The sequence below is a fragment of the Salinicola sp. CR57 genome, from assembly GCF_003206585.1.
Lineage (GTDB): Bacteria > Pseudomonadota > Gammaproteobacteria > Pseudomonadales > Halomonadaceae > Salinicola > Salinicola lusitanus.
Genome location: NZ_PZJL01000001.1, coordinates 214,194 through 233,123, shown reverse-complemented (window position 1 = coordinate 233,123; position 18,930 = coordinate 214,194). Strand labels below are relative to the sequence as shown.

General features: G+C 64.9%; 15 protein-coding genes. 6 read left to right on the top strand and 9 right to left on the bottom strand.

The features are described 5' to 3' along the window. Position 1 precedes the first annotated feature (1 nt). Entirely contained in the window at positions 2-301 is a 300-nt protein-coding gene (locus tag DOM56_RS01060; RefSeq protein WP_110707112.1) for an RnfH family protein, read from the top strand. Between the two features lie 31 nt (positions 302-332). Here DOM56_RS01060 and DOM56_RS01055 read toward each other — a convergent pair whose 3' ends face one another. Then, on the bottom strand, positions 333-755 hold the full coding sequence (locus DOM56_RS01055) for an outer membrane protein assembly factor BamE (protein ID WP_110707111.1): 423 nt from the start codon (positions 753-755) through the stop codon (positions 333-335). Between the two features lie 72 nt (positions 756-827). On the opposite strand from DOM56_RS01055, the gene fur reads away from it, so the two are divergent. Further along, positions 828-1,277 carry a ferric iron uptake transcriptional regulator gene (fur, locus tag DOM56_RS01050; protein WP_110597745.1) on the top strand — a complete coding sequence of 150 codons (450 nt, stop codon included), beginning with the start codon at positions 828-830 and terminating at the stop codon, positions 1,275-1,277. An 82-nt stretch (positions 1,278-1,359) separates the two neighbouring features. On the opposite strand, the gene recN is transcribed toward fur, so the two are convergent. Then, positions 1,360-3,033, bottom strand: coding sequence for a DNA repair protein RecN (gene recN / locus DOM56_RS01045; protein WP_110707110.1), 1,674 nt, complete (start codon positions 3,031-3,033; stop codon positions 1,360-1,362). Between the two features lie 221 nt (positions 3,034-3,254). On the opposite strand from recN, the gene grpE reads away from it, so the two are divergent. From grpE to dnaJ, 3 genes are all read left to right on the top strand, one after another. Beyond that, on the top strand, positions 3,255-3,887 hold the full coding sequence (grpE, locus tag DOM56_RS01040) for a nucleotide exchange factor GrpE (protein WP_110707109.1): 633 nt from the start codon (positions 3,255-3,257) through the stop codon (positions 3,885-3,887). A gap of 153 nt (positions 3,888-4,040) precedes the next feature. Beyond that, positions 4,041-5,981, top strand: a complete 1,941-nt coding sequence (gene dnaK, locus DOM56_RS01035; RefSeq protein ID WP_110707108.1) for a molecular chaperone DnaK — start codon at positions 4,041-4,043, stop codon at positions 5,979-5,981. Between the two features lie 98 nt (positions 5,982-6,079). Further along, positions 6,080-7,225, top strand: coding sequence for a molecular chaperone DnaJ (dnaJ, locus tag DOM56_RS01030; RefSeq protein ID WP_110597741.1), 1,146 nt, complete (start codon positions 6,080-6,082; stop codon positions 7,223-7,225). 146 nt (positions 7,226-7,371) lie between these two features. On the opposite strand, the gene DOM56_RS01025 is transcribed toward dnaJ, so the two are convergent. Genes DOM56_RS01025 through DOM56_RS01010 form a run of 4 tightly spaced genes read right to left on the bottom strand, consistent with a single transcriptional unit; the run spans position 7,372 to position 12,650 of the window. After that, on the bottom strand, positions 7,372-7,665 hold the full coding sequence (locus tag DOM56_RS01025; protein WP_232822123.1) for a formate dehydrogenase subunit delta: 294 nt from the start codon (positions 7,663-7,665) through the stop codon (positions 7,372-7,374). A 40-nt stretch (positions 7,666-7,705) separates the two neighbouring features. After that, on the bottom strand, positions 7,706-10,585 hold the full coding sequence (gene fdhF, locus DOM56_RS01020) for a formate dehydrogenase subunit alpha (protein ID WP_110707107.1): 2,880 nt from the start codon (positions 10,583-10,585) through the stop codon (positions 7,706-7,708). Positions 10,586-10,587: 2 nt separating this feature from the next. Further along, positions 10,588-12,144: a formate dehydrogenase beta subunit gene (locus DOM56_RS01015; RefSeq protein ID WP_110707106.1), complete on the bottom strand. Its 1,557-nt coding sequence runs from the start codon at positions 12,142-12,144 to the stop codon at positions 10,588-10,590. After that, positions 12,144-12,650, bottom strand: a complete 507-nt coding sequence (locus DOM56_RS01010; RefSeq protein ID WP_110707105.1) for a formate dehydrogenase subunit gamma — start codon at positions 12,648-12,650, stop codon at positions 12,144-12,146. The genes DOM56_RS01015 and DOM56_RS01010 overlap by 1 nt, the downstream gene beginning before the upstream one ends. Before the next feature lie 182 nt (positions 12,651-12,832). Here DOM56_RS01010 and DOM56_RS01005 point away from each other — a divergent pair, with 182 nt between their 5' ends. After that, positions 12,833-13,891: a substrate-binding domain-containing protein gene (locus tag DOM56_RS01005; RefSeq protein ID WP_232822122.1), complete on the top strand. Its 1,059-nt coding sequence runs from the start codon at positions 12,833-12,835 to the stop codon at positions 13,889-13,891. A gap of 51 nt (positions 13,892-13,942) precedes the next feature. Here the strand turns inward: DOM56_RS01005 and DOM56_RS01000 are convergent, their stop codons facing one another. The 3 genes from DOM56_RS01000 to DOM56_RS00990 form a co-directional block, all read right to left on the bottom strand. Next, positions 13,943-15,598: an OFA family MFS transporter gene (locus DOM56_RS01000; RefSeq protein ID WP_110707103.1), complete on the bottom strand. Its 1,656-nt coding sequence runs from the start codon at positions 15,596-15,598 to the stop codon at positions 13,943-13,945. A gap of 304 nt (positions 15,599-15,902) precedes the next feature. Next, positions 15,903-16,904: an esterase-like activity of phytase family protein gene (locus DOM56_RS00995; RefSeq protein ID WP_110707102.1), complete on the bottom strand. Its 1,002-nt coding sequence runs from the start codon at positions 16,902-16,904 to the stop codon at positions 15,903-15,905. A gap of 125 nt (positions 16,905-17,029) precedes the next feature. Next, positions 17,030-18,895, bottom strand: coding sequence for a TRAP transporter large permease subunit (locus DOM56_RS00990; RefSeq protein ID WP_110707101.1), 1,866 nt, complete (start codon positions 18,893-18,895; stop codon positions 17,030-17,032). Positions 18,896-18,930: the final 35 nt, after the last annotated feature.

Below are 18,930 nucleotides of genomic sequence, written 5' to 3'. Positions count from 1 at the left end.
GATGCCGGTGGACCATATCGAAATCGCCTTCGCCACGCCCGAATGGCAGACGATCGTGCGCTTGACGCTCGAGCCCGGCATCAACGCCCGGCAGGCAGTGATGCTGGCGGACCTGCCGAGCCGACACCCGAGTTGGGCGGGGCTCGATTTCACGCAGGCGCCGCTGGGGATCTTCGGCGAGCGTCTGACGGCTCCGGAGACTTACCAGCCGGTGGCCGGCGATCGCATCGAAGTCTATCGGCCGCTGGAGCTCGATCCCAAGCAGGCCCGGCGTGAACGGGCGGCCAACGCCTCGCGTTGAACTGCCCGTTCAGCCGTGAGTCAGGCGGAATCTAGATGCCGCTGGGACCGATCTGCGGAACCGCAGTGCCCTCGCCGGAGCCTTCCACCGCCGGTCCGGGCCCGTCGTCCTGATTCAGCTCGACGTCCGAGTCCATGTCGCCGGATTTGGCGATGTCGACCAGCTGGTCGTTCTGGAAAGTCAGGGTCAGGCGCTTTTCCACCGTACCGCCGTAAGCTTTGTCGAGATAGAAGACGTAGTCCCACTGGTCCGACGAGAAGGGCGCTTCCATCAGCGGCGTGCCCATGATGTAGGCCACCTGCGAACGGCTCATGCCGGGGTGAAGCTGGGACACCATGTCCTGAGTGATGAGATTGCCTTGCGGGATGTCCCTTTTATAGACGCCAAAGTAGCTGCAGCCGGCGATGAGCGAGACTGCAATGAGGAGTACGACCGTTCTGATCAGATTTTGCATTTGAGTCCGTCTTTCACTATCGTTGCGTGGATTGATCATACCCGACACGAGACGCTACTGCGAAGAGCGACCATGGCCGACGAAAACCAAGAATTGCGTAAGGCGGGGCTGAAGGTCACTCTGCCGCGCGTCAAGATTCTGCAGATCCTCGAAGCGACTCGTATGGAAGAAGAGCTCCACATGAGTGCCGAGGACGTCTACAAGGCGCTGCTGGAGTCTGGAGAGGATGTCGGGTTGGCCACGGTCTATCGCGTCTTGACCCAGTTCGAGGCGGCGGGGCTCGTCGTCCGGCACAACTTCGACGGCGGGCACGCGGTCTTCGAGATGTCCCAGGAAGAGCACCATGACCACATGGTGGACCTCGAATCCGGCGAGATCGTCGAGTTCTATGACGAGGAGATCGAGCGTCGGCAGCGAGAGATCGTCGAAGAACACGGCTACGAGCTGGTCGAGCATGCGCTGGTGCTCTACGTGCGCCCCCGTGGCTCAAAGGCCACGCGCCAGGATGCCGTCAAGAAGTAATCCCCGCAGCGCTCGTTAGCGCGCGACAGAATATCGAAACGCCGACCCTTGGGTCGGCGTTTCTCGTTCAAAGGGCTTTCAATCAGTGCGCTGAACGCTGACTGGCCGCCAGCATCTCGCGCGCATGAGCCAGCGTGCGGTTGGAAAGCTTGACGCCTCCCAGCATCCGCGCCAGTTCGCGGACTCGCCCGGCTTCGTCCAGTTGAGACATCAGCGTGCGCGTCGCATCGTCGCTGGATTGCTTCTCGATATGCAGATGTTGATGCGCCTGCGCGGCCACCTGTGGCAGGTGGGTCACGGTCATGACCTGGGCATCGCTGCCCAGCCGGCGCAGCAGTTGCCCGACGATCTCGGCGGTAGCGCCGGAGATGCCGACGTCGACCTCGTCGAAGACCAGTGTCGCCAGAGTGCTGTGACTGGCGGCAACGACCTGAATCGCCAGGCTGACGCGAGAGAGTTCGCCGCCCGAGGCGACCTTGGCCAGCGGCCGGGTCGGTTGGCCCGGGTTGGCGCTGATCTGCAGGCTGACCCGATCCAGGCCGTGGGGTTGAGGGGTCTCCAGCGGTGAGACATCGACGGCGAAGCGCGCCTTGTCCATTCCCAGAAACGCCAGTTGCTCCTGAACCTGCCGGGCGAAAACCTTGGCGGCGCGCTGTCGCGTTTCGCTGATCTCCCTGGCGCTGTCGCGGTACTGCTGGCGTAGGTCGTCGAGCCTGGTTCGCAGCGTCTCGAGGTCGTTGTCACCGCCGTCGAGCGCCTCCAGCTCTTCCCGCAGCCGACGATGCAGCCCACTCAGCTCCTCCGGCATGACGTGATGCTTGCGCGCGATCCGGTGAATCTCGCCGAGTCGCTCTTCGACCCAAGCCAGCCGCTGCGGATCGAGCTCCGTCGACTCGACGAAATGGTGCAGTTCTCGGGCCGCTTCCTCGATCTGGATCTGGGCGTCGTTGAGCATACCCAGTGCCTCCGACAGTGCGCCGCGATCGCTGCCCGGCACCCGGGACAGCCGCTGGGTTGCCTGCGATAGCAGCGTCGATGCGCCGTGTTCGTCATGGTCGCAGCTGTCCGCCGCGAACTGCGCCTCGCGCAGGCTCTCCTCGAGGTGGGCCAGGGTCTCCTGCTCCTGCTCCAGACCGGCGAGTTCGTCCGCCTGGAGATCGAGCTGATCCAGCTCCTCGACCTGATAGCGCAGCAACTGGCGCTTGGCCTGGCGCTCTTCGTCGTTCTCGCTGCGTTGACGATACTGCCGGCGCAGCGCGTGCCATTGGCGATGGAGGTCGCCAAGCTCCGCGACCGCCTTGTGATGGCCGGCGGCATCGTCGAGCAGGCGGCGGTGGGTATCCTCGTTGAGCAGCGCCTGATGCGCATGCTGGCTGTGAACGTCGATCAGGCACTCGCCCAGTTCTCGCAGGTCGGCGATGGTGCAGGGCTGGCCGTTGATCCACGCCTTGGAGCGTCCGTTGGCGGTGACGACGCGGCGAAGCAGGCAGTCGTCCGTCGCCAGTTCGCGGGCGGCCAGCCACGCCCGGGCGTCTTCCCGCTCCGCAATGTCGAAGCGCGCGCTCAGATCGGCGCGGTCGGCGCCGTGGCGCACGCCGCCGGCGTCGGCCCGCTCTCCCAGGCAGAGGCCCAGCGCACCGAGCAGGATCGACTTGCCGGCCCCGGTCTCGCCAGTGATGGCGGTCATGCCGGCCTGAAACTCCAGGTCCAGCGTGTCGACGATAGCGAAGTCACGAATGGCGAGTTGGATCAGCATGCGGCCTCCTGCGGGGCAATGGCGGCGATACGGTCAGCGGGCGGTGGATGATCGTTCATTTGGGTTTCTGGTTGTTTATACAGTAGTCGAAAATGGCCTTCAACGGCTGTCGTGATGGTTTGGTGACGAAACGCTTGAGATCTGAATCGATAGCCCCATATAGGCAGACAACTTCCGACGCTTGTCGAATCGCTGTCATAACACCTTGCCAGGAGAGATTCATGGCTAGAGATCCGCAGAACCCCGTAGACGAAGAACTCGAGCGCGCCGAACGCGACGGCGAGCCCCAGCACCAGTCCACCAACGAGACGTTGGACGGCGATCTGGAGCAGTTCGCGGAGTCGCTCGAACACGAGGCGGATGACTTTGAGGGGAAGGCCAATCCCGAGGCCGAGGTTCTGGCCGCCCGAGTCGAGGAGCTCGAGCAGGCGCTGGCAGATGCCAAGGATCAGTCGATGCGCGCCGCTGCCGAAGCGCAGAACGCGCGTCGTCGTGCCGAGCAGGATGCCGACAAGGCGAAGAAGTTCGCGCTCGAGAAGTTCGTCAAGGAGCTGTTGCCGGTGGTCGACAGCCTGGAGAAGGGGCTGGAGAGCATGCAGGAGGTCGACGAGACCCACCGCGAGGGCGTCTCGATGACGCTCCGGATGCAGCTCGACGTACTGGGCAAGTTCGGTGTCGAGCAGCTCGATCCGCAGGGTGAGCCGTTCGATCCGCAGTTCCACGAAGCCATGACCATGGTTCCCAATCCGGAACTGGAACCCAATACCGTGATGGACGTCATGCAGAAGGGCTATACCCTCAACGGCCGGTTGATTCGGCCGGCGATGGTCGTGGTCAGCAAGGCGGCGGGGTAGAGGGCCGGGTGCCGCGGCCGGGCCGATACTGCAACTGAGTGTCGGCGGGGACTTGAAAGGCGCCGGCCAGCCCCCACATAGCAAGCAATCGCGCAGCAAGCGCCGTCATCCAAACGAATTGAGTCGTCAACGAATAGTTAGAGGTGAGGAATTATGGGACGCATCATTGGCATCGACCTGGGTACGACCAACTCCTGTGTCGCCGTACTCGATGGTGACAAGACTCGTGTGATCGAAAATGCCGAAGGTGGCCGCACGACGCCTTCCATCATCGCGTATACCGATGACGGCGAAACGCTGGTCGGTCAGGCGGCCAAGCGTCAGGCGGTCACCAACCCGACCAACACGCTCTACGCCATCAAGCGTCTGGTCGGCCGCAAGTTCAAGGACGATGTCGTCCAGAAAGACATCAAGATGGTGCCTTACGAGATCGTCGAAGCCGACAACGGCGACGCCTGGGTCAAGGTCAACGACAACAAGTTGGCACCGCCCCAGGTCAGCGCCGAAGTGCTGAAAAAGATGAAGAAGACCGCCGAGGACTATCTCGGTGAAGACGTGACCGAAGCGGTCATCACCGTGCCGGCCTACTTCAACGACTCTCAGCGCCAGGCGACCAAGGACGCCGGCCGCATCGCCGGTCTCGAAGTCAAGCGCATCATCAACGAGCCGACCGCAGCCGCGCTGGCCTACGGCATGGACCGCTCCACCGGCGACCGCACCATCGCGGTCTACGACCTGGGTGGCGGTACCTTCGACATCTCGATCATCGAAGTGGCCGACGTCGACGGCGAGAAGCAGTTCGAGGTGCTGGCGACCAACGGTGACACCTTCCTGGGTGGCGAGGACTTCGACCTCAAGCTGATCGACTATCTCGTCCAGCAGTTCAAGAGCGATTCCGGCATCGACCTGTCCGGCGACAGCCTCGCCATGCAGCGTCTGAAGGAAGCCGCCGAGAAGGCCAAGATCGAGCTTTCCTCCGCCCAGCAGACCGAAGTCAACCTGCCCTACATCACGGCGGACAACACCGGTCCCAAGCACCTGGCGATCAAGGTCACTCGCGCCAAGCTGGAATCACTGGTCGAGGATCTGGTCCAGCGTTCGCTCGGTCCGTGCAAGACCGCGATGGAAGACGCCGGTCTCTCCAACAGCGAGATTCACGACGTGATCCTGGTCGGTGGTCAGACCCGCATGCCGATGGTGCAGCAGAAGGTCGCCGAGTTCTTCGGCAAGGAAGCGCGCAAGGACGTCAACCCGGACGAAGCCGTGGCCATGGGCGCCGCGATCCAAGGTGGCGTGCTCGGCGGTGACGTCAAGGACGTGCTGCTGCTCGACGTCACGCCGCTGACGCTGGGCATCGAGACGCTGGGTGGCGTGATGACCCCGCTGATCGAGAAGAACACCACGATCCCGACCAAGAAGACCCAGACCTTCTCCACCGCGGAAGACAACCAGACGGCGGTGACCATTCACGCGCTGCAGGGTGAGCGCAAGCAGGCGGGCCAGAACAAGTCGCTGGGCCGTTTCGACCTGGCCGACATTCCGCCGGCGCCGCGCGGCGTGCCGCAGATCGAGGTTGCCTTCGATCTCGACGCCAACGGTATCCTCAACATCACGGCCAAGGACAAGGCGACCGGCAAGGAACAGTCGATCGTGATCAAGTCCTCCAGCGGTCTCTCCGACGAGGAGATCGACCAGATGGTCAAGGATGCCGAGGCCCACGAAGCCGAGGACAAGAAGTTCGAGGAGCTGGTCCAGCTGCGCAACCAGGCCGACGGCATGATCCACGCCTCGCGCAAGACGCTGGAAGAGGCTGGCGACAAGGTCGACGCCGACGAAAAGAGCAAGATCGAGACCGCCATCGGCGAACTCGAGGAAGCGCTCAAGGGCGACGACAAGGACGCCATCCAGGCCAAGCTCGACGCCCTGACCGAAGCGTCCGGCAACCTGGCGCAGAAGATGTATGCCGAGCAGGGTGAAGGTGCCGGCGCGCAGGCCGAGCAGCCGAGCGACGACACCCAGACCAGCGGCAAGAAAGAGGATGACGTGGTTGACGCCGAGTTCGAAGAAGTCAACGACGATCAGAAAAAGCAATAACCACGACGTCTGACGCCGTGTGATCGGCAGTAGCGCGGGAGCCAACACGACTCCCGCGTTGCTGTTTGCACGGCACCGACACGGAGGCGGACTCAGTAATGTCCCAACGTGACTACTACGAAGTATTGGGCGTCGACAAGGGCGCCGACGGCAAGGACATCAAGAAAGCCTATCGTCGGCTGGCGCAGAAATACCATCCGGATCGCAATCCGGAAGATCAGCAGGCGGCGGAGAAATTCCGAGAGGTCTCCGATGCCTATGAAGTGCTCTCCGACGATCAGAAGCGTGCGGCCTACGACCAGTTCGGTCATGCCGGCGTCGACGGCCAGGCCGGCGGATTCGGCGGCGGCGGTTTCGGCGGTGCCGGGGCGGGTGGCTTCAGCGATATCTTCGGCGATGTCTTCGGCGACATCTTCGGAGGCGGCGGCGGTCGCCGCAATCCCAATGCCCCGCAGCGTGGCAGCGACCTGCGTTACAACCTCGAGCTCGACCTCGAGAACGCGGTGTTCGGCACCACCGTCGACATCCGCGTGCCGCGTCACGTCGAGTGCGGGCACTGCGACGGCAGCGGCGCCGAACCGGGGTCGAGCAAGGAGACCTGCCCGACCTGCCACGGCCAGGGCCAGGTGCGGATGCAGCAGGGTTTCTTTGCCGTCCAGCAGACCTGCCCGACCTGCCACGGCAGCGGCCAGAGCATCAAGGTGCCTTGCCGCAAGTGTCATGGCGAGGGTCGCGTCCGCGAGACCCGTACGCTATCGGTGAAGATTCCGGCGGGTGTCGATACCGGCGACCGCATTCGGCTCAATGCCGAAGGCGAATCCGGGCTCAACGGCGGCCCTGCGGGGGACCTCTACGTCCAGGTCGAGATCAAGCCGCACCCGATCTTCGAGCGCGACGGTCGGCATCTGCACTGCGAAGTGCCGATCAACTTCGTCGACGCCGCCCTGGGTGGCGAACTCGAGGTGCCGACGCTGGAGGGCCGGGTCAAGCTCAAGATCCCGCCCGAGACCCAGACCGGCAAGCTGTTCCGGCTGCGTGGCAAGGGCGTCAAGCCCGTGCGCGGCGGCCCCGCCGGCGATCTGCTGTGCAAGGTGGTGACCGAAACCCCGGTCAATCTCAACGAAGAGCAGAAAGAGCTGCTGCGCAAGTTCCAGGACAGCCTGGGCAGTGCCAGTCGCCATTCGCCCAAGAAAGAGGGCTGGTTCGATGGCGTGAAGCGTTTCTTCGAGGATATGAAGCCGTAAGCGCTTATCGTCGCTGCAACGGAAAGGCCTCGTCCGAGAGATCGGACGAGGCCTTTTGCTTGTCTTTTGCCGAACCGGGGTTCGCGTCTTTCGAACCTTCACGGAGATCCGCGCCCCGGGGATCCAGCAGCCGCTCCATCGGCGTGTCATCCTGCGTCGGAAGTCTCTTCCCAGTCCTTGACGGTCGACGACATTGTCTTCAGCCGCGCGATCGCGAGACGCGAGACCGGGCTCAACTCGCTGCCATCCGTGTCGGCATAGTCGATGATCTGGCGTTTCATGGGGCGTGCCCAGAATTTCTTGAGGTGCGTGGCGACCAGCTCGGCCGCCTGGGTGTCGTCACCATGATGCAGGTTGTTGGCGCTGATCTGGTTGACCATCTTGATCAACGGCGCGGTGGGTCCGCCATGGCTCGCATCATTCATGTTCGAATCGCTCATCTCGCGCGCTCCCTGACATCGGAATAGTGGCCGGCGGCGCTCATTTGAGCGCCGCCTCTGCAGATTCCAGATAACGCTGCTGGCGTTCGTCGAAGCGCTGGAAATGCTGCTGCCAGGAAGAGGGCTGGGAGACCTTCTCCACCTGTACCGCCGTCACCTTGTACTCCGGGCAGTTGGTGGCCCAGTCCGAGTTGTCGGTGGTGATCACGTTGGCCCCGCTGCCGGGATGGTGGAAGGTGGTGTAGACCACCCCCGGCGCCATGCGCTCGCTGACCCGGCAGCGCAGCACCGTGCGTCCGACGCGGCTGCTGATACCGAGCCAGTCGCCATCGGCGATGCCGCGTACTTCGGCGTCGCTGGGGTGGATCTCGAGCACGTCCTCGGCGTGCCAGGCACTGTTGGCGGTACGCCGGGTCTGGGCGCCGACGTTGTACTGGCTGAGAATGCGCCCGGTGGTCAGCAGCAGCGGGTAGCGTCGACTGGCGCGCTCCTCGGTGGGGACGTACTCGGTGATCGCGAAGTTGCCCTTGCCGATGGGGAAGTCCAGCGCGTGCATGGTCGGGGTGCCATCGGGGAAGGCGTCGTTGCAGGGCCACTGGATACTGCCTCGCTCCTCGAGCTTGGCATAGCTGACGCCGGTGAAGGTCGGTGTCAGCTGGGCGATTTCATCCATGATCTCGGAAGGATGGGTGTAGTGCATCGGATAGCCCATCGCGTTGGCCAGGTCCTGGGTGACCTCCCAGTCCTCCTTGCCGGCCACCGGCGGCATCACCTTGCGCACGCGGTTGATGCGGCGTTCGGCGTTGGTGAAGGTGCCGTTCTTCTCGAGGAACGTGGAGCCGGGCAGCAGCACATGGGCGTACTTGGCGGTCTCGTTGAGGAAGATGTCCTGCACGATCAGGCAGTCCAGCGCGGTCAGCGCCGCCTCGACATGCTGGGTGTTGGGGTCGGACTGGGCGATATCCTCGCCCTGGACATAGAGCCCCTTGAAGGTACCGGCGATGGCGGCATCGAACATGTTGGGAATGCGCAGCCCCGGCTCGTCGTCGATCGTGGTGTGCCAGAGTGCCTCGAACTTCTCGCGCACCGCCGGATCGGCGACGTGCTGATAGCCGGGCAGCTCATGAGGGAAGGAGCCCATGTCGCAGGAGCCCTGGACGTTGTTCTGGCCGCGCAGCGGGTTGACCCCGACCCCCTCGCGGCCGATGTTGCCGGTCGCCATCGCCAGATTGGCGATGCCCATCACCATGGTCGAGCCCTGGCTGTGCTCGGTAACGCCGAGACCGTAATAGATCGCCCCGTTGCCGGCGTTGGCGTAGGCGCGGGCCGCTTCGCGGACCTGGACGGCAGGCACGCCGGTCACGCTCTCGAGGGCTTCCGGGGAGTTCTGGGGTTCCTGGATGAAGTCGCGCCATCGCTGGTAGGCGTCGATGTCGCAGCGTTTCGCGATGAAGTCGGCATCCTCCAGATCTTCGGTCACCACCACGTGGGCCAGCGAATTCACCAGCGCCACGTTGGTGCCCGGCTTGAGCGGCAGGTGCAGGCTCCTGCCGCCGTGAGGGGTCTTGAGCAGATCGATCCGCCGCGGGTCGGCGACGATCAGCGTCGCCCCCTGGCGCAGACGGCGTTTCATCTGCGAGGCGAACACCGGGTGGGCGTCGGTGGGGTTGGCGCCGATCACCAGGATGGTGTCGGCCTGCATCACCGAGTCGAAGGTCTGGGTACCGGCGGATTCCCCCAGGGTGGTCTTCAGCCCGTAGCCGGTGGGCGAGTGGCAGACCCGCGCGCAGGTATCGGTATTGTTGTTGCCGAAGGCGGCGCGGATCAGCTTCTGGACCAGATAGGTCTCCTCGTTGGTACAGCGCGAGGAGGTGATGCCGCCAATGCTCTCGCGCCCGTACTTCGTCTGGGTCTCCCTGAGGCGTCGGGCGGCGAACGCGATCGCCTCTTCCCAGGAGACGGCGCGCCACGGCTGATCGATCGCGTCGCGGATCATCGGCTCCTTGATGCGATCCTTGTGGGTGGCGTAGCCGAAGGCGAAGCGCCCCTTGACGCAGGAGTGGCCGTGGTTCGCGTCGCCGCCCTTGTAGGGCACCATGCGCACCAGCTGGTCGCCCTTCATCTGCGCCTCGAACGAGCAGCCCACGCCGCAGTAGGCGCAGGTGGTGACCACGCTGTGCTCCGGCACGCCCTGCTCGATCACGCTCTTCTCCATCAGCGTCGAGGTGGGGCAGGCCTGCACGCAGGCGCCGCAGGAGACGCACTCGGAGTCCATGAATGGCTCGTTCTGGCCGGCGGCGACCTTGGAGTCGAAGCCGCGCCCCTCGATGGTCAGGGCGAAGGTGCCCTGGACCTCGTTGCAGGCGCGCACGCAGCGCGAGCAGACGATGCACTTGCTGGGGTCGAAGCTGAAGTAGGGGTTGGAGTCGTCGGTTTCGGCGTCGAGGTGATTGGCGCCGTCGAAGCCGTAGCGCACCTCGCGCAGGCCCACTGCGCCGGCCATGTCCTGCAGCTCGCAGTCGCCGTTGGCGGGGCAGGTGAGACAGTCCAGCGGGTGATCGGAGATGTAGAGCTCCATCACGTTGCGGCGCAGCTTGGCCAGCCGGGCGTTCTGGGTGGTGACCGCCATGCCCTCGGTGACCGGCGTGGTGCAGGAGGCCGGCAGGCCGCGTCGGCCCTCGATCTCCACCGCGCACAGGCGGCACGAGCCGAACGCTTCGAGATTGTCCGAGGCGCACAGCTTGGGAATTGTGATGCCGGCCAGCGCCGCGGCGCGCAGCACCGAGGTGCCCTCCGGCACGCTGATGCTGTGGCCGTCGATGGTCAGTGCCACCTGGGTCTCGGAGAACCGTGCCGGGGTGCCCAGGTCGCGGGCGAACTGGGCGGCGTGGGATGCGTCGGGTTCGAAATATTGCAACATGCTTACCTCCCGCCTTCGGCCTGGGGCCGGGTCAGGTCATCGGGAAAGTGCTTCATCACGCTCTGCACCGGGAAGGGGGTCATGCCCCCCATGGCGCACAGCGAACCATCCACCATGGTCTCGCACAGGTCGGCGAGCAGCACCAGATTGTCGTCGGCAGCGTCGCCGGCGCGGATACGGTCGATCACCTCGACGCCGCGCACGGCGCCAATGCGGCACGGGGTGCACTTGCCGCAGGACTCCACCGCGCAGAACTCCATGGCGAAGCGCGCCTGGGCGCCCATGTCGACGCTGTCGTCGAACATCACCACGCCGCCGTGGCCGACCACGCCACCGAAGGCGGCGAAGGCTTCATAGTCGAGCGGGGTGTCCCACTGGCTCTCCGGCAGATAGGCGCCCAGCGGCCCGCCCACTTGCACCGCCTTGAGCGGGCGGCCGCTACGCGTGCCGCCACCGAAGCTCTCCATCAGCTCGCGCAGGGTGGTGCCGAAGGCCAGCTCGACCAGCCCGCCGCGGGCGACGTTGCCAGCCAGCTGCAGCGCCAGGGTGCCGCGGGACTTACCCATGCCGTAGTCGGCGTAGGCCTGGCCGCCCTGGTCGAGAATGAACGGTACCGCGGCCAGCGAGAGCACGTTGTTGACCACGGTAGGCTGACCGAACAGGCCCTCGATCGCCGGTAGCGGTGGCTTGGCGCGTACCAGCCCGCGCTTGCCCTCCAGGCTCTCCAGCAGCGAGGTCTCTTCGCCGCAGATATAGGCCCCGGCGCCCAGGCGCACTTCGAGGTGGAAGGCGTGGCCGCTGTCGAGGATGTTATCGCCCAGGTAGCCGGCCGCCTCGGCGCGGACGATCGCCTCGTCGAGCATCGCCTGGGCCAGCGGATACTCCGAGCGCAGATAGATATAGCCCTGGGTGGCACCCACGGCGAGCCCGGCGATGGTCATGCCCTCGATCAGCATGAAGGGGTCGCACTCCATCACCAGGCGGTCGGCGAAGGTGCCGGAGTCGCCCTCGTCGGCGTTGCAGACGATGTACTTCTGCGCCGCCGGGGTGTCGTGCACGGTCTGCCACTTGATGCCGGTGGGGAAGGCCGCGCCGCCACGCCCGCGCAGCCCCGAGGCCTTGACCTCGTCGACGATACCCTGGGGCGTCAGCGCCAGGGCCTGTTTCAGGCCGGCGAAGCCCTGCCGTGCGGTGTAATCCTCGAGCGACAGCGGGTCGGTCAGACCGATGCGCGAGAAGGTCAGCCGCTGCTGGCGTGCCAGATAGGGGTGCGCCTCGATGTCGCCGAGGGCCAGGTCGTGCTCCTGCCGGCCCTCGAACAGGCCGGCGTCGACTAGGGCGTCGACGTCGGTGGGCGCCACCGGGCCATAGGCCACCCGGCCCGCCGCGGTCTCGACCTCCACCAGCGGTTCCAGCCAGAACAGCCCGCGGGAGCCGTTGCGCTTGAGCTGGATCGCCACGCCCAGACGATCGGCGGCCCGTGTCAGGCGGGCCGCCACGGCGTCGGCGCCGAGGGAGCGGGCGGTAGTGTCGCAGGGCACATAGATCGTGGTCGTCATCACTTCACCTCCACCACGGTGGCGCTCAGCTGCGCCGTCAGGCGGTCGAAGCCGGCGGCGTCCATGCGCCCGTGGATCTCGTCGTCGACCCGCAGCGACGGCCCGCAGGCGCAGTTGCCGAGGCAGTAGACCGGCTCCAGGATGAATTCGCGATCCGCCGTGGTCTGATGGTAGTCGACCCCCAGCGCGGACTTGACGTGGGCTTCCAGCGCCCGCGCGCCCACCGCCTGGCACGCCTCGGCGCGGCACACCTGGATCACGTGGCGCCCCGGTGGCTGGGTGCGAAAGTGGTGATAGAAGCTGATGATGCCGTGCACCTCGGCGCGGGTGTGGCGCAGCGCCTCGGCGACGATCGGGATCGCCGCCTCGGGGATGTGACCGAAACGGTTCTGGAGCGCGTGGAGCGTCGGCAGCATGGCGCCCGGCAACGAGCGATACTCGTCCACCACTGCCTGGATCTGCGCCGACGTCCAGGTGTCGGCGGCCTGCGGACTAGCGTGTGACATGGCCTGGTCGTCTCATCAAGTTGCTGGTCTGTGCCCGACGGTGACTTCACGCATGTCGGGACTCGTCCAATCGTCTTATAGGAATCGTCGTTCTTAACTGGTTTAAGTCAGGGTCCCGCTATTCGCCAAACTAGCACTCCCTGGAGACACGAAAAATATGAACGAAGATGCTTAGAAAAAAGTTGAATATCACCCCGGCCTGGCTGTTTCGAAGTGACGATGGCGAGCTGCTCGACCCGGTGCTGTTTCGTCTGCTCGCCAATCTGCGCGAGTCCGGCAAGCTGACACGCGCTGCCGAAGCTGCCGGTGTCTCCTACCGTCACGCCTGGAATCTGCTCAATCGTGGCGAGGCGTTCTTCGGCATGGCACTGGTGGAGATGCGCAAGGGGCACGGCACTCGGCTCTCCCCCCTGGGGGAAAAGCTACTGTGGTCGGAGCAACGCGTGAAGGCGCGTCTGGGACCGCAGATCGACAGTATGGCCTCGGAACTCAACAACCAGTTGCAGCAGCTGCTGGCGGGCGCTCACCCGGTGTTGCGGCTGCACGCCACCCACGGCTACGCGGTGGCGCTGCTGCCGGGGAGCTGCAGCGAACTCGATCTGCGCTACTGCCATCCCGAGGAAGCGCTGAACGCCCTGGAGCGCGGCGAGTGCGACCTGGCCAGCTTTCATCTGCCTACCTGCCCGCGACTGGCGAGGCGGGTGATGCAGGTCTATCGGCGGCAGTTGGGGCGTCAGAAGCTGCGCGTGATCCGGTTCGTGACCCGGCGTCAGGGGTTGATCCTGCGCGCCGCGGATCGCGATCGCATCGGGGGGCTGAGCGACCTCACCCGGCCCGGGGTGCGCTTCATCAATCGCGACGAGCACTCCGGCACGCGGGTCCTGTTCAATCTGTTGCTGGAGGAGAAGGGGATCGAAGAGGCCCAGATCCAGGGCGCCGAACGGGAGGAGTTCACCCACACGGCGGTGGCGGCCTACGTCGCCTCGGGCATGGCCGATGTCGGGTTTGGTCTGGAAGCGGCGGCGGCGCAGTTCGGGCTCGATTTCGAGCCGCTCTCCACCGAGCACTACCTGCTGGTCTGCCCCGAGGATCGACTGCGGCAGCAGAACGTCCAGGATCTGCTGGCGTTCATGGGGTCCAAGGGATTTCTCGCCCAGCTCGAGTCACTGACCGGCTATGCGGCGGATCGGTGTGGCGAGGTGGAGACGTTCGAGGCGCTACTGGCGGGAGATCGCGGGTAGAGGGCCGGACACGTTCGTGTCCGGCCGTCGTTCAGGGACGGTGCGCCGGAATCAGAACAGCGCGGCCGCCTTGGCCAGAGCGATGTAGAGACCGATCAGGAATGGTACGCCCACGCCGAGCCAGGCCAGCACGCCGCCGATACCGAAGCTGCCGCGAGCCGCGGTCTCGGCATTGGAGGAGACGGTGTCTTCCTTCTGCAGCGAGCGCTCACGGGCCAGTTCCTCTTCGCTCATCTGCTGCTCCGGCTTGACCGGCTTGACCAGCGAGTTGCAGATCAGACCCAGGAACAGCAGCCCCGCCATGATGTAGAGCGTGCGGTCGTAGACCAGACTCGGCTCCACGCCGGCGTCGAGCTGGGCCTGGCGCAGAGCGGCGATGATCAGCGGGCCGACCAGACCGGCAGCGGTCCAGGCGGTGAGCAGGCGGCCGTGGATGGCGCCGACCATCTGGGTGCCGAAGATATCGGCGAGATAGGCCGGCACCGTGGCGAAGCCGCCGCCGTACATGCTCAGGATGACGCAGATCGAGATCACGAACAGCCCGGCCATGCCCAGGTGGCCCCACATCGGCAGCAGGCAGTACATGACGATGCCGATCGCGAAGAAGCAGTAGTAGGTGTTCTTGCGCCCGATCTTGTCCGACAGCGAGGCCCAGAACAGGCGTCCGACGCTGTTGAACAAGCTGATCAGGCCGACCAGGCCTGCAGCCGCGGCGACCACTGCCGCCTGCTGTGCCTCGCTCAATGCGGCGGAGCGGTCGGCGAGGCCGACCAGGGCGCCGCCGAAGACGTCCTGCAGCATCGGGCTGGCCATGGAGATCACGGCAATGCCGGCGGTCACGTTGAGGAACAGCACGCCCCAGATCAGCCAGAACTGCTTGGTCTTCCACGCCGTGTTCAGGTGCACGTGGCCCTGGGTGATCATGGTGTTGGCCTTGGCGTCCTTCGGTGCCGTCCAGCCCGCCGGTTTCCAGCCGTTGGGTGGCACTCGGAAGCCGATGGCGCCGCAGGCCATGACGATGGCGTAGATGACCCCCATGGTGATCAGCGTCATGGCGACCCCGGTCCCGCCGTCCGTGGAATAGTGGTTCATCAGCACTACCGCCAGCGGCGCGCCGACCATGGCGCCGCCGCCATAGCCCATGATGGCGAAGCCGGTGGCCATGCCGCGCCGGTCCGGGAACCACTTGATCAGGGTCGAGACCGGTGTGATGTAGCCCAGGCCCTGGCCGATACCGCCCAGCACGCCGCAGCCGAGATAGACCAGCCAAAGCTGATGCTGCATGACCCCGATGCCGCCGACGATCAGGCCGCCACCCCAGCACAGTGCCGCGATGCAGCCGGCCTTGCGCGGGCCGGCATGCTCGAGCCAGGCACCCCAGATGGCTGCCGAGACGCCCAGCATGGCGATGAAGATACCGAAGACATAGGTGACCTGGGCCACGCTCCAGTTACAGCTGGTGGTGGTCAGAGCCTGCAACAGGCCGAGATTGCTACAGCTGGCCGGGGCGTCGACGATCTGCTGGCTCATCGGCAGCCAGAACACCGAGAAGCCGTAGGCCATGCCGATACACAGGTGAATGGCCAGTGCCGCGGTCGGCACCAGCCAGCGGTTGAAGTTGGGTCCCGCTACCGTTCTCTCGCGGGAGAAAAATCCCGCCGATGTGTTGCCGCCGGTCTCCAGCGCGGCCTGATTGATCCCACTCATCCTGAACCCTCTTCTTGATTATCGTGTCGATGGCGCTGCCGGCGCTACCGGGAAGACACTGCGTGCTCTACATCGGCAGGAGCGCCCTTGGGCTTGAGCGAAGAATGTATGAACAGTTTTTCTTATTGTTGCCATGTTCATCAACGAGAGTCGGCAGGATCGAATCCGCGAGCGGAAATGACAACTAGCGGAAATCATTATGCTTGGGCGTGCATAGGTGAGGGCTGGCAGAGGGCTTAGGGGTCAGGAGAGTGGTTGGCGGGGAAGTCGGCACCCATCCTGAAAATGGTCGTGTGCGCCGGTGTCACGGCGTCGCCGTATCGGGTTCGTTAATGGCGAAGCAGGTCAGCAGAGTACGTTGTACCAGGCTGAAGTTGTCGTCACTGACCATCAGGTAGCGGTGATGACCGATACGCGCCAGGCCTTCGAAATTGTCCAGCGACCAGCCATCGCCATTGGACAGTCTGGCCAGTTCGGTGATTTCGACGCTGCCATCGTCGGCGAGATGGGCGCGGCGCAGCCGGATCACCAGCGAGGCTGGCGGCGTGTAGGCGCGCTCCAGCGCCAGCAAGTCGCCATCCAGCGTTTCGAGGGCGGTCAGGGCGCTGTTGGCATTGGCCGCCAGCGGGTAGCGCCACTCCCGGGAGCCGTCCAGGGTGAAAAGCCGTGTCATCTTCGCCGGCCAGCCTTCCGGCGGCTGCTCGATGCCGCCAATCAGGCCGTAGCCGGGCAGCATTGCAATCGATTCCAGGCCGCCGTTGGAATCGACATCCGAGAGGCCGGCCGGATGCCGTGCCGGTTCGCTGGCGATACCCGACGGTAGAAAGCGTTGCCAGCGGGCGTCGCTTCCCGGGGCTCCCTCGAAGCCGATGACCAGTTGGGTGTTGCCGCGCAGGCCGTCGTCGGCGTTCTCCAGCGTCAGCGCCTCGGCGTCACTGCTGGCATGCGCCAGAATGGCGCCATCCTCGCCCCGCAACGGATAGGTATCCAGCGGCTCGTAGTCGCGCAACTCGTCGCTGCCGCTGAACGTCAGCCGCGCCCGATGCAGCCAACCGCGATCCGAGATCAGAAACAGCAGCGACTCGTCCTCGTCCCAGCCCAGGTCGGAGAGTCCGCCCACCGGGGTCCCATCCTGCCACTCCGACGGCAGCGCCAGGGTGCCGCACCATTCGATGCTCGGTGTGCTCGCCAGCAGCTCCACCGGCGCGATGGCGGTGCGATGAGGTGTGGCGCTGCAGCCGGCGACCACCAGCGCAAGCCCCAGCCATCCGGTGAAGACGGCCAGTCGGTGAGGCAATCGTGACATGACCGTTTTCCCGTTCGGACGTGACTGAGATGCAGTATATCCACAATCTCCAATCTATCGATTTCGGCATTGGATGTGGGCATCCATCGGCAGGAATCGTCCTCGCGGCTTCATGGCTGCCCTGGCTATTCCAGCAGGTTCCATAACCCGATGGTCAGCGAGGGGAAAGCGCACAGCAGCACCACGACGCCCATTGTCGCGAAGATGAAAGGCATGACCGCGCGAAACACGGCAGAGGGGGCCACGTTGGCGATCTGGGACGTGATGAAGACCAGCAGGCCCACTGGTGGCGAGACGCCGCCCAGTTGCAGCGTGACTATCATGATGATCCCCAGTTGTACGGGATCGATGCCAGCGTCGATCATCATGGGCAGAAACAGAGGCGCGATGATCAGCATGGCCGGCGTCAGGTCCAGGAACATGCCTGCGGCGGCCAGCATGAGAATGAGGATCAGGAAGAGCCCCAGTGGCCCTTCCGCTGCCGCCCCGGCCCAGCCCACGATGGCCTGGGGTACCTGCTCGGCAATCAGCACCCAGGCGAAGGGCACCGATGCCGCGATGATGAACCCGATGAGCGCGGCATCCATGGCGCAGTCACTGAACGCACGGTAGAACGTTCGCCAGTCGTACTGCTTGAACACCACCTTCCCCAGGATGAAGGTCCAGACCAGGGCCACGACGCCTGCCTCCGTCGCCGTGATGACCCCGAAACGAATCCCGCCGAGAACGCCGACGGTAATGACCAGCACCGGAAGGGCGCGTAGGAAGCTGTGGCGCACGGTAGACCAGGGCGCGCGCTGGCTCGAGGACTGATAGTCGCGTCGAACCGAGATGGCGTAGGCAACCCCCATCAAGGCCAGTGCGATCAGAATGGCCGGCAGCACCCCCGCGGTGAACAGCCTGGCCACCGACACGTTGGCGACCGAGGCATAGACCAGCATGGCGATAGCCGGCGGCACGACATTGGGCAAGATGGCCGACGCCGCGCTGACGGCACAGGAAAACGCCGGGGAGTAGCCACGCTTGACCATCTCGGGGACGAGAATCTTGGTGCTGCTCGCGGCATCGGCGCTGGAAGAACCCGAGATGCCGCCGACCATCAGGCTGTTGAGGATATTGACGTGGGCCAGGCCGCCCCGGAAATGGCCGACGAGAGAGACGGCAAAGTCGATCAGTCGCGCCGACAGCCCACCGAGATTGAGCAGATAACCCGTCGACAGGAAAAAGGGGATGGCCAGCAGGATGAACTTGGTCGAACCGGTCACCATGTTCTGAACGACGGCGGGTGGCGGCAGGATGAAGGAGGCGGAGCTGGCGATGAAGACGCCGAGCACCAGGGCGAAAGCCACGGGAACGCCGATGGCGATAGCCAGAAAGAATGCCGCCACCATGACCAGGCTCGGTGAAAAGCTGGCCAGGAAAGCAAGGCCACCGGCGTCACTCCACTGAAACAGCAGCCAGGCGATGCCGACGCACAACAGATTGCGTAGACACCCCTTGAGAGAGTCGACACGGCGTACCAGCAAGAAGGCCAGGGAAATCATGGCTGACGCAGGAATCACGGCGTATTTGATCGAATTCGGCCATTGCAGGCTCGCACTGAGCCCTCCGACCATCTCGGTCAACTGCATGCCGCCGGCGTACATCATGATCAGGGTCAGCGCCAGCAAGGTGGTCGCCATCGGCTCGAGCAGCGCCTGCAGCCATGGTACCCGCGATGACGGCAGCAGGTCCGCCACGACATGGCGGCTGCGGCGCACCCCCAGTGCGGCGCCGAGAAAGATCAGCCAGGTGAAGCACCAGATGGCGAACTCCTCGGTCCAGGAGAAGGAGCTGTTGAATACGTAGCGGGCAACGACTCCCGCCAGGACCGCCAGGGACATCGCCACCAGGATGGAGAAAACGGAAAGCCGGACGAGGCTTTCCAGGCGTACCGCCGATCGATCGAGCAGCGACAGGGTAGCGGAGAGAGCGGGTTGATCGGCAGCCATGGTGCCACCTCCAGAAAGGGATCGATCGTCAATGA

What these genes read in the sequence shown, in the direction of transcription:
- DOM56_RS01000 (WP_110707103.1), bottom strand. Translation starts at nt 15,598, where the DNA reads ATGAGTGGGATCAATCAGGCCGCGCTGGAGACCGGCGGCAACACATCG.
- DOM56_RS01010 (WP_110707105.1), bottom strand. Translation starts at nt 12,650, where the DNA reads ATGTCACACGCTAGTCCGCAGGCCGCCGACACCTGGACGTCGGCGCAG.
- grpE (WP_110707109.1), top strand. Translation starts at nt 3,255, where the DNA reads ATGGCTAGAGATCCGCAGAACCCCGTAGACGAAGAACTCGAGCGCGCC.
- DOM56_RS01060 (WP_110707112.1), top strand. Translation starts at nt 2, where the DNA reads ATGCCGGTGGACCATATCGAAATCGCCTTCGCCACGCCCGAATGGCAG.
- DOM56_RS00995 (WP_110707102.1), bottom strand. Translation starts at nt 16,904, where the DNA reads ATGTCACGATTGCCTCACCGACTGGCCGTCTTCACCGGATGGCTGGGG.
- DOM56_RS01055 (WP_110707111.1), bottom strand. Translation starts at nt 755, where the DNA reads ATGCAAAATCTGATCAGAACGGTCGTACTCCTCATTGCAGTCTCGCTC.
- dnaJ (WP_110597741.1), top strand. Translation starts at nt 6,080, where the DNA reads ATGTCCCAACGTGACTACTACGAAGTATTGGGCGTCGACAAGGGCGCC.
- fur (WP_110597745.1), top strand. Translation starts at nt 828, where the DNA reads ATGGCCGACGAAAACCAAGAATTGCGTAAGGCGGGGCTGAAGGTCACT.
- recN (WP_110707110.1), bottom strand. Translation starts at nt 3,033, where the DNA reads ATGCTGATCCAACTCGCCATTCGTGACTTCGCTATCGTCGACACGCTG.
- dnaK (WP_110707108.1), top strand. Translation starts at nt 4,041, where the DNA reads ATGGGACGCATCATTGGCATCGACCTGGGTACGACCAACTCCTGTGTC.
- DOM56_RS01015 (WP_110707106.1), bottom strand. Translation starts at nt 12,144, where the DNA reads ATGACGACCACGATCTATGTGCCCTGCGACACTACCGCCCGCTCCCTC.
- fdhF (WP_110707107.1), bottom strand. Translation starts at nt 10,585, where the DNA reads ATGTTGCAATATTTCGAACCCGACGCATCCCACGCCGCCCAGTTCGCC.
- DOM56_RS00990 (WP_110707101.1), bottom strand. Translation starts at nt 18,895, where the DNA reads ATGGCTGCCGATCAACCCGCTCTCTCCGCTACCCTGTCGCTGCTCGAT.
- DOM56_RS01025 (WP_232822123.1), bottom strand. Translation starts at nt 7,665, where the DNA reads ATGAGCGATTCGAACATGAATGATGCGAGCCATGGCGGACCCACCGCG.